This window comes from Streptomyces sp. NRRL B-24572, from assembly GCF_002156145.1.
Lineage (GTDB): Bacteria > Actinomycetota > Actinomycetes > Streptomycetales > Streptomycetaceae > Streptomyces > Streptomyces vietnamensis.
Window position 1 is genome coordinate 1 of record NZ_MWIG01000118.1, and the last position, 9,195, is coordinate 9,195.

A 9,195-nucleotide genomic window follows, 5' to 3' on the forward strand; every position below is an offset into this window, starting at 1 on the left:
CTCCGGTGCCTCCTCGACGAGCGGCGGCTCCAGGGGGGCGGCTTCCGGGATGGCAGCCGGTTCCGGCGCGGAGGCGGGCTTGGTGGTCGCGTCGCCGGTCGGGCTGGCGTCAGCCGTCTTGGACGCGGTCTTGCGAGTGCGGGTGGTGGCCATGAGGCTCCTCAAGCGGTCGATCCGATCGCGCGCACCCTGCCTCTTCCGTCCGGCTTGTGTCGCGTGGAACCGGGGGCCCGATCGGGGCCCCCGGCGGTTACGCCTCGTAGGTGTAGGCGTTGGCCTTGGATACGGCGCCCGAGTCGTCCGTGAGGTCGACGGTGACGGCTCCGGAAGTGCTGCTCGGCGTCTTCACCGAGAGTTCCGTGGCCGAACGAACTCGAAGTTCGGTACCGGGCTTCCCTGCGAAGGAGACGGCGGTGACGCCGTCCAGGGCCTCGCCCTTGATCGTGATGACGGTCCCGCCGGCGGCCGGTCCCTTGGCCGGGCTGATGGTGGAGATCGCGGCGGGGGTGAACAGCCGGTCGAGTACGGAACGCCGTACGACGCATCCTGCGGGGTAGAGCAGGAAGCGCTTCGAGCCCTCCGGCTGCATGTCTCCTCGCCCGTACGGCTCCGACTGGTAGATGTCCGCGGTGACGGTGACGAGAGGGTCGTCGAGGAGTGCGACGGGGAGAGCCGCCTTGATGATGCGGCTGCCGTCCTTGCGATACAGACCCATGCTGTCCTTCCTTCAGGTGGTCGGGAGTGGAAGGGTGCGCGGGGAGGGCGCCTTGAGTCGCGTCCCTCCTCGCGCTCAAAGGAGGCGGAGGTGGTCCCAGCCGGTGGGGCCGACACTGAACACCAAGAGCCCGGAGGTCGATACTTCGCCCGAGCGGGCCGTGTACCAGTCGGACCCGTTATCGAGCGTCGGGGCCTGAATCCACAGGCGGCCGGACCCGAGTTGCTGAGCCCGGAAGTGGTGAAAGTGGCCCGTGACGAGGATGGCGGCGTCGGCGACGGCCTGCCGTCCGAAGGACTGAGAGCGCCACCAGTCGGCGGCCTTGTCGGGGCGGGGATACTGGTGCCCGTGGGCGAGCCCGACCGTGGTTCCGGCGACGTCCAGGCTCACGGTCTCGCGCCACTTCTCCGGCAGTACGAAGGAGACATGCCCGAAGGCGTCGACGTTGCGGGCGTAGGCGTCGGCGACCTGCGACATCACCTCGATGCCCCAGTCGTCGCTCGGCGGGCCGACGGCTTCCCGGCCGCGGCGCACCCGGCCGTGGTTGGAGCCACAGGTAGCGGCCACCACCCGGTCGAACCGCCCGGCCAGCCGGTCTAGGCCCTCGAAGGTGATCCGCCTGTGCACGCGGATCATCTCCGTCATGGCCAAGTCGTTGGTGTACGCCTGCTGGCCGGTGTTCTCGTAGTTCTCGACGCAGTCTCCGGCGTCCATCCAGTAGGCGGCCGTCGGCCCCTGACCGATGGCCTTCAAGTCACGGACGTGGTCGTCGAGTCGGTCGAGACGGTCGGCAACCCGTCTGACCAGCTCGGGCGTTCCACCGTCCCTGCCGACCTTGCCAGCCTGGGCGTCGGCGTAGACCACGACGAGGGCGCGCTCGCCGGCATCGGCGTTCGGACGGGACTTCCGGCGGCGGCGAAGCGCATCGCGTACGAGAGCATCGACGTCGTCTGCGGACATCCACGATGGCGATGCGGGCTCGACTACGTACCGGCATCTCCAGACAGGCCGGGTGACAGCGTCGTCTCCCTGCCGGTCGCGGTGCCAGGCTGCCGGGTCGTGACGTGCTTCGACGAGACGCACACGCCAGCCTTCCGGGATGGCGAGCCCGAGGTTTTCGACTCGGGACTGCCAGTCATCCGCGCTGCTGGGAGGGTGTTCGGCCGGCGGGGCGGTGACGACCATCGTGCCGCCCGGCTCGTAGCGCACACCCGCCTCCCACCCGCGGGGAGCGGGCGCGGCAGGGTGCAGCACCTCGCTCGGCCGGACTTGGGCGGACGGGACCGGCTGGAGCAGTGCGGTGAGGTCCTGCGAGAGGGTCATCGGGGGCACCTGCACCCGTTCGGCTGGCCCCGGCGCCGATGCCGCGCCACGGTGTTCGAGGCGACGGCGGGGCCGTGCTGGCTCAGGACGGCCGCGATGGCGGTCGAGGTCACGGTGGCGGTGTCGAGTATTCGGCGCAGCGTCTCTGCGGTCTCCGGGGCGATGCTGGACAGGGCCGCCCCTACGGTGCACGGCGGGCCCTTCCGAGTCATCGATGCCTGCGGAAGAGCGGCGAGTTCGGCTTCGAGGCCATCAAGGGCGGTGGTCGGCACGCGCGTTCCCCTGTGAGTTGCTGATGTGGACGAGTTCGAGGAGGGGGCGCCGACGAAGTTCGTGCGGCGCCCCCCCTGTTGGGCTGGATCAGCCGGCGGGAGCGGTCCAGGTGCCGATCACGAAGCTCTCCGGGCGGGGGATTTCGAGCGCGACCCGTTCGTCCGCTCGGAACGTCACCAAGCCCTTCTCCACGTTTTCGCCGTTCTCGGTGCTGACCGTGACGGAGACGGACTCCCGGTCGTGGAGCTGGGCGCCGAGGCCGAAGGCGCCCACGAGGAACTGCTCGTCGGCCATCGCGGTCGTCTCGACGACGTCCAGCCTCCAGACGCGCTTGGTCGCGCCGACAGCGATTTGGAGGGCGACGCGGAACGCTCCGTTGTCGTCCTCCTCGACCTCGACGTGCTCCCACATCGTCGGAGACAGGACGATGCCCGTCGGGTCGTACTCGGCCAGGAGCGCCTTGGTGATGCTGCGACGGATCTGGACGCTGTACTTGTCGGTCGCGAGCCCTCGGTATTGCTGGACTCCGGGCGTGTTGAAGATTCCGGTCAGGGACTGGCCGTCGCCGACCGAGTGCAGGAGGTCCCAGTCCTCCTGATACTTCACACCCTCAACCATTCGAGAGTTAATGAATGTCTTCAGTCGCGGCTCGTCCGAAAGAATATTCTTATGCGCATCGAGCAAATGGGCTATTTCGCTGATCGGGTACATGACAGGCACTAGGGCCAGCTTCGATCGCGGCGCGCGGCCCCAGGTGTCGGTGTCCGCTCCGGTCGCCGGGCTGGCGCCGTCGGCGCCGTAACGTTCCTTCACCTGCTTGGCGTTGTTCGTCCACCCGGTCTCGCGGGCGCCGTAGAGGACGGACTGCTTGGTGGAGGACTTCGGGAAGAGATCCCGAATGTGCATCTTGCGGTACTCGCGCTCGGCGATACCCAGGTTCTGCGCGGAGCCGAGCGTCTGGTGAGTGACGGTGCCGCCCGACAGACTGAAGATGCTCTTACCCTCCATCTCCGCCCGCACGTACGGGCGGTCACGGAAGCCGGCCTGGGCCGCGTTCTTGTACGCGTCGCTCTCGACGAACAGGTCACCGAGGCTCTTGCCCTCCATGCCACCGTGCGCGGGCTGCTGGCCGTAGAACTGCCCGGCGGAGGAGGGGCCGTCGGGCTCGGCGAGGTACTGCTTCACCTCGCTCATGCCCTCCGCGTCGGCGAGGAGCTGCTTGAGCTCCATTGCCTCGTTGGAGATCTTCTTGAAGGCCGCGGCCTGCTCGGTCGAGACGACGAAGCCGCCGTTGTCCTCGACCTTGAAGGTGTGGCTGATTCGTTCGGCCTCCGCCGACTTCTCGGCGAGCTGCTGGCGGAGGTTGTTGATGAGGGACTTGCTTTCAGCCATCTCGGCTGCTCTCTCCACGTGCTGGGGGGCGGTTGACGTGCGTCGCTCGCCCGGCCAGCACCGGGACGACCCGACAACGCCGGGCATTGGAGAGAGAGGAGGCCCCTAACGTCGCGTCGAACGGGTCTGACCTGTGGAAACTCCTTTCAGTGGAGGCTTCGAGGGAAGTCGTGGAGCTGGGTCGCGCTAGAGCTGGATCGCGGCGAGGCGCGCCTTCACCTCTGTCGCGTCGAGATGAACGGTCGCGCCGCTCTCGTCGGCCTCGTCGGCCTCGTCGGCCTCGTCGGCCTCGTCGGCCTCGTCGACATCGTGAGGTTCGTCGTACGGGTCGTCCCACAGGTCGATGCCGTTGCCGGCCACCGCTGCCGGGCCGCTGGCGGGGAGCGGTTCCTCGGCAGTGCCGTCCTCGTCGTCCTCGGTGGTGAGGTCGAGTCCCTTGGCGGACAGGGCGCTGAGGAGGTTGCTCACCGAGGCCCGTACGGGCTCCAGTTGCTCATTGGCGTCCGCGGCCTGGACGCGGGAGGTCGCCTCCGCGAGCGCGCGAAGGGTGGGGCGGACGAGGAGGTTGTCGGCCGTCTCGGCGCTGTCGGCAGGGCGTGCCGATCCCTCGTCGGGGATCACCACGGTGGCCAGCTCGACGGGCTGGGGCGTTTCGAGGGCTATCTCCGTGCCGGACATGCTGTACGGGACGGCGTAGGTTCGAGCGCCCGAGTCACCCTGGTGGACGGAGACGATGACCCGGTCCGGGTAGGTCGCCTCGATGCAGCACCAGGTGCCGTCCTCGGAGGCGAGCAAGCCGTGGACGGCAGAGCTGACCCGCTCGCGGATGTCCTCGTAGGAGGCGGGAAGAGGCTGGAGAGGCGACACGGGAACTCCTGTGGGGATACGGGACTTGGCTTCGAGGACGGCGGCACGGGCGCTCGCGCGGGCCCAGCGAGGCGCAGCCAGAGCCTGGCGGACGGCCTGGTGCGCGGACTTCTCCTCCGCTGAGGCCAGCGAGGGGAGGCGTGGCTCTGCCACGGTCGGCCCGGTGTGAGCATCGGTCGCGAGAGGGCCGAGCAAGCGGATGGGAGTCGAGTCCGGTCCTCGAACGACGTGGACGGTGTCGAAGGCGACCGCGATGGACGGCGTGGGCACGGTGTCCAGCGGCAGGCCGTACCCGAGCGTGATGTGCGGCGTGAAGCCGTGGTCGACGTTCAGCGAGGAAGCGAGCGGGGACGACTCGATCGCGTCCACGATCCGCTGCCGCAGCGACGCCAACCCCGGCACGTCGACCGGCACGAAGACCGGCTCGCCGTCGCCCGTGTCCGGGAATCGGCCAATCCCCCCGATCTTCCCTTCCACGGGGCTCGCGCCCTGAAGGGCTGCGGCCACGAGGTCGGCGAGGTCGTCAGGGTGGCCGGGAAGCCGCTCGGCGTCGCCGAGGTAAGCCAGCGTGATGTGCAGATCCCGTGCAAAGGTGCCGTCCGGGTGGGCAATCCTGCCCGCGATCTCGCCAGGCACGTACAGCGCGACCATCGCCCCGCGACCAACCTGCCGCTCGGCGGCCTTGAAGTCGAGGTGCCCGCCCACTGTCGTCTTGTGCTCCAACTCCGAGGCGCCACCATCGGCCTTGACCTCCAAGGACCGAGTCATCGGGTGTGCACCATGAAGGACAGGGGAGACCTCGTAGAGGTCGAGCTTGCGGATCACCCGAACCCCGTCCGATCGCTTCGTGGCTCCGCTCGGGGGTACGCGGTAGCCGATGCTGAACTGGGCCTCACCGTGCTCGTGCCACTGGCGGACCTGCTCGTAGACGTCGCGGCCCCGCTGGGTCCTCAGGTTGAACTGGATGGTCGCGACCAGCGCCCCGGCCTCCGCCGGCCAGTTCGGGATGGTGGCGAACCGGGCGTCCCCTGGCCGCCATTCGGCGATCTCCAGGACCACACCGATGGGGTCCTTCCACTCGTGGTGCCAGACCGTTTTCACAGGCCTGGTCGCCAGGGTGTGGGCGAACGCGCCCGGCGTGATCAAGTCGCTGACCTCGTCGACGACTCCAGTCACGGCGAAGATGGCGCGGCAGATGCCCTTACGTGACGCAGGCGCGCGAGGCGCGGGCACGGTCGGCACAGTGATGTTCCTCCGGCGGTTGGACAGATGACCGCAGCGGACTGTGCAGTGCCGGCCTGGCTACTGTCCCTGGGTGCGCCGCCGCTGACGGGAATTGCTCAAGTGGCCACCCCTGCTTGAGACTCAGAGCTGCCTGTTGGATCTCCCCGGCTTCCTATGGCCCAGCCAGCGGCCGCGACGCCACAGGGGACGGCAGCCACGTGTCAGATCGAAGGCCCGCCTGGGGCAGTGGGTCACAGGACCGAAAGGCCGACGACGGTACAAGTTGAGCGCCTGCTACAGGCCCCGGGCTACAGGCCCGTTACGTGGACTGAACGCCTGTCGGCCCTTTGTCAGCGCGCCAGGAGAAGATGTGGCCTCTCTGCCCGCGATACACGAAAGGTGATCATGACTGGATTCTCCGGCCGTGGCCCCTACGAGGCTCTACGGAGGGGCCGGACGGCGGTGGACCGCTTGGCTGCGAGCTTGGCTGCCAACGGCGGGACCTTGCGCGAGGTAACTGCGACTCAGGTCCTGCTGGCTGAGGCCAGCCCGCGTGTCCTCTTCCAGGAGTTCACGGCAGCCGAGGAGGTGGAGGCCGGGGCAGACTGGATGTGGTGGTGGGTGAACAGAGACGGTACCTGCTTCGGCCTCCTTACCCAGGCGAAGATCCTCAAGGTGAGTAGTAGTCGCCGATGGACCGTCGACTTCGGGTACACGACCGCCGGGCACTCCCGATCCCAGATGACCAAGCTCATTGAGGCGGCCGAGCCTTACCGCGTGCCCGCGGCCTACGTCCTGTACTGCGGCGATCGGAAGTACCGGGCTACCCTGGAGTGCAGTCGTACCCACGGCGGTGTCCTGTGCCGAGATCGTGAGCGGGTGGGTGTGTCGGTGGTGTGTGCCTTGGTGGCGCAGGAGGCTGCGAGGCTCCACCAGCACGCCGCGGGTGTGGAGGTCTTCCATGACGCGATACCGGTGGAGGACATCGCGAGCCCTGCCGGGCTGGACGAGCCGGTCCACTCCTTGGTGAGAGAGTTGGACGACGAGCTTGCACGGTTCCTCCGGCAGCCGCAGAGGGGGGCCCGGCGTGTGGCGAAGGAGCTACTCCGCCCGCTAGGGCGGATCAGGCTCGGCCAGTTCGCCGACGCGGGCACCCTGGAACGCAAGGCGCCGGTAGCCGATGCCGTCTTCCGAGACGTCCCCGCCGACCGTGGTCACTTCTCGGTGCCGTACCTCGACCACGTGCTGCGCGGCCTGCGCACAGGGGTTCCCGATTACGTGCGCGACGTCATGGAGGGACGGCCCCCTCCGGCATGGGTGACCGGCAGGCTCGGGGGGATCGTGGTGATCCCCGAGGCGGATGCACTCGGGTAGTGAGCGGCGCACCCTCTTCGCGGACACTCGATGTTCCTCAATCTCGGTTACTGAATCCACGGCGAACGAGACACGCGGCGACCGGGTTGTTCCGGGGTGGGGGCGACGTCGCTGGAGATTGATCGCTGCCAGGCCCTGCCGTCATGGGCACGACATTCGAGGTGGAGGAGGATCGTGGTCGTGGTGTGGTGGTAGTCGAGTGCCACGTGAACCATCTGCGTGCCGTTCCCGGCGGCCATGGGGCCGATGTCGGTCTCGTCCACACGGCTGTAGGAGGAGCTGTCACTGCGGTACTCACCCTTCAGGCCCTCGACTCCGTCGCCCTCCACGGTGACGAGTACGGAGGCGAGAGCGGGGCCGGACTCTTGCCTGAGTACGAGCGCGCCGTAGGGGGTGCTGTCGTTGGTGTCGGTGTGCGCCCTGTCGACCACGAACTGCGGGCCGGCGGCCTGATGCCGGTCAACGTCCTCCGCATCGAGCTGGCGGCGCATCAGCGCGACTTGTTCCTTCGCGGCCTTCGCCTGTTCTTTCGCGGCGCCCGCGGACGCCGCGGCGGTGCGCGCCTGCCATACCGCGACGCCAGCCGCGCCGAGGCTCACCCCTGTCGCCGCGATCGCCGTGATCAGTTCACCGTCCACGTGTCCCGCCCCTCACCCCTGTTGCCGCCCTGGGGACGGCGCATCAACGACCCACAGGATAGGAGGTCGTCTCGTTGGCTTGTCTTCTGCACTGGAGGGTGATCCGGTTGTCGTGGCGAGATGGGGTTATACCGGGGCGGCAGCCGAGCTGTTCAAAGGGCACCAGTTCACTGAACACAGCGCTGTTCTGGAGCGGCCATGGGACATCATTCCCCTGCTGCGGGACGCACGCCGGTAGGAGGGAACCCCATGCGGGGCGTGCTAAGCCCAGCGCGCGATGTCCTACTGGGGCTCTTCTAAGGCGGCAGGGGCCTCCTGGATTAGGGCTTCGGCGGCAGTGCGTGCGGTGGACCATCCCCGGCCCCAGTACCAGGCGCCGAATTGCTGCTCGGCGTCGCCGCTGCGGGCGTCGTAGGGGCAGGCGTCGCCCGGGTCCCCCTGCGCGAACGCATCCTTCCCCTCCTGCATCAGCTTCCAGGCGGTCTGGCGGTTGAGCTGCACTGCTGAAGGCTCCTATCTTGTCGGCGGGAACAGGGGGTCCTGGCCGCCGTGCTCGTCCGGAGGCGGCCCGGAGGCGGCCTGACTGTGAGTGCGGGTCATCGGAGCGTCGTCGACATCGATGGCCCACACGTTCGGATCTGTATAGCGCCACACCTGGCCGGTCTCATCCCTGACCCAACCCGTCAGTGTGCCGTCCGGAGCCTGATCGAGCCATGCCTCCTCGCCGCCGGGGCCCTTGTACGCGGCGAAGGCATCGGCGGAGTCCGTCTCGTCTCCCTCATCGTACGGATCGCCCGACCAGGGGCGCGCGTCGCTCTCGGGACCTGCGGCGGCATTACCGTCACTCGACGAGGAGCCGCGATCGTCCGGCTCAGGTTCGGTCTCGTCGAGCGGCGGCTCGTCGGCTGCCTCCGTGCCGCCCTCCACGCCCGATGACGAAGCATTCTGCTCGGACATGGCGGGATCGGCTGACGCTGGCGCGCCGTCCTCGGACGGCGGGCCGTTTTCCAGCTCAGGGGTGTCGTCCTGGTCCTCCTCGTCGCCGAACGGCTTGCCGCTCTTGGGGAGCGCCTTGATCGCGAATCCGTATCTGATCACGCCGGGCAGGGTGAGGACGGCAGACCCCTAGTGTCCTGCGCTCACCGGGGACCTCCTTACGGCGTGGAGTCGAGCACGGTGGTGTGCCGCCCGAGCACGGCGCGCACCGACTGGACGTCGTTACCGGCGACGGTGCGCTGGGGCCCGGTGGGGGTGAGAAGGATCGGCTTGCCCGCGTGCAGTTCGACGAGAGCAGCCGCGCGTACGGAGCCGATCACCGGCCGCTCCGCGTCTCCGGTGACCCGCACCTGGTAGGCGGAACCATCATCAAAGCGACCGGTGACCAACATC

The 9,195-nt window shown here is 68.5% G+C and carries 9 protein-coding genes; 1 reads left to right on the forward strand and 8 read right to left on the reverse strand.

The features are described 5' to 3' along the window. Positions 1–250 precede the first annotated feature (250 nt). From CCN56_RS07495 to CCN56_RS07515, 4 genes are all read right to left on the reverse strand, one after another. Positions 251–715, reverse strand: a complete 465-nt coding sequence (locus CCN56_RS07495) for an IPT/TIG domain-containing protein (protein ID WP_086824786.1) — start codon at positions 713–715, stop codon at positions 251–253. A gap of 75 nt (positions 716–790) precedes the next feature. Further along, positions 791–1,924, reverse strand: coding sequence for a hypothetical protein (locus CCN56_RS07500; protein WP_256961841.1), 1,134 nt, complete (start codon positions 1,922–1,924; stop codon positions 791–793). A 474-nt stretch (positions 1,925–2,398) separates the two neighbouring features. Continuing rightward, the gene (locus tag CCN56_RS07510; protein WP_086824790.1) at positions 2,399–3,703 is read right to left on the reverse strand and encodes a phage major capsid protein; all 1,305 of its coding nucleotides are present in this window, start codon (positions 3,701–3,703) and stop codon (positions 2,399–2,401) included. Between the two features lie 186 nt (positions 3,704–3,889). Beyond that, complete coding sequence (locus CCN56_RS07515; RefSeq protein ID WP_143664451.1) at positions 3,890–5,746, reverse strand: 2'-5' RNA ligase family protein; 1,857 nt, start codon at positions 5,744–5,746, stop codon at positions 3,890–3,892. Positions 5,747–6,199: 453 nt separating this feature from the next. Here CCN56_RS07515 and CCN56_RS07520 point away from each other — a divergent pair, with 453 nt between their 5' ends. Beyond that, the gene (locus CCN56_RS07520; RefSeq protein ID WP_143664452.1) at positions 6,200–7,168 is read left to right on the forward strand and encodes a hypothetical protein; all 969 of its coding nucleotides are present in this window, start codon (positions 6,200–6,202) and stop codon (positions 7,166–7,168) included. 47 nt (positions 7,169–7,215) lie between these two features. On the opposite strand, the gene CCN56_RS07525 is transcribed toward CCN56_RS07520, so the two are convergent. The 4 genes from CCN56_RS07525 to CCN56_RS07540 all read right to left on the reverse strand — a co-directional run bounded on the left by CCN56_RS07525 (position 7,216) and on the right by CCN56_RS07540 (position 9,194). Further along, the gene (locus CCN56_RS07525; RefSeq protein ID WP_086824797.1) at positions 7,216–7,806 is read right to left on the reverse strand and encodes a hypothetical protein; all 591 of its coding nucleotides are present in this window, start codon (positions 7,804–7,806) and stop codon (positions 7,216–7,218) included. A gap of 282 nt (positions 7,807–8,088) precedes the next feature. After that, the gene (locus CCN56_RS07530; protein WP_086824799.1) at positions 8,089–8,307 is read right to left on the reverse strand and encodes a hypothetical protein; all 219 of its coding nucleotides are present in this window, start codon (positions 8,305–8,307) and stop codon (positions 8,089–8,091) included. A 12-nt stretch (positions 8,308–8,319) separates the two neighbouring features. Next, entirely contained in the window at positions 8,320–8,904 is a 585-nt protein-coding gene (locus tag CCN56_RS07535) for a hypothetical protein (RefSeq protein WP_086824802.1), read from the reverse strand. 56 nt (positions 8,905–8,960) lie between these two features. Continuing rightward, positions 8,961–9,194, reverse strand: coding sequence for a hypothetical protein (locus CCN56_RS07540; RefSeq protein ID WP_143664453.1), 234 nt, complete (start codon positions 9,192–9,194; stop codon positions 8,961–8,963). Between the last annotated feature and the right edge of the window lies 1 nt (position 9,195).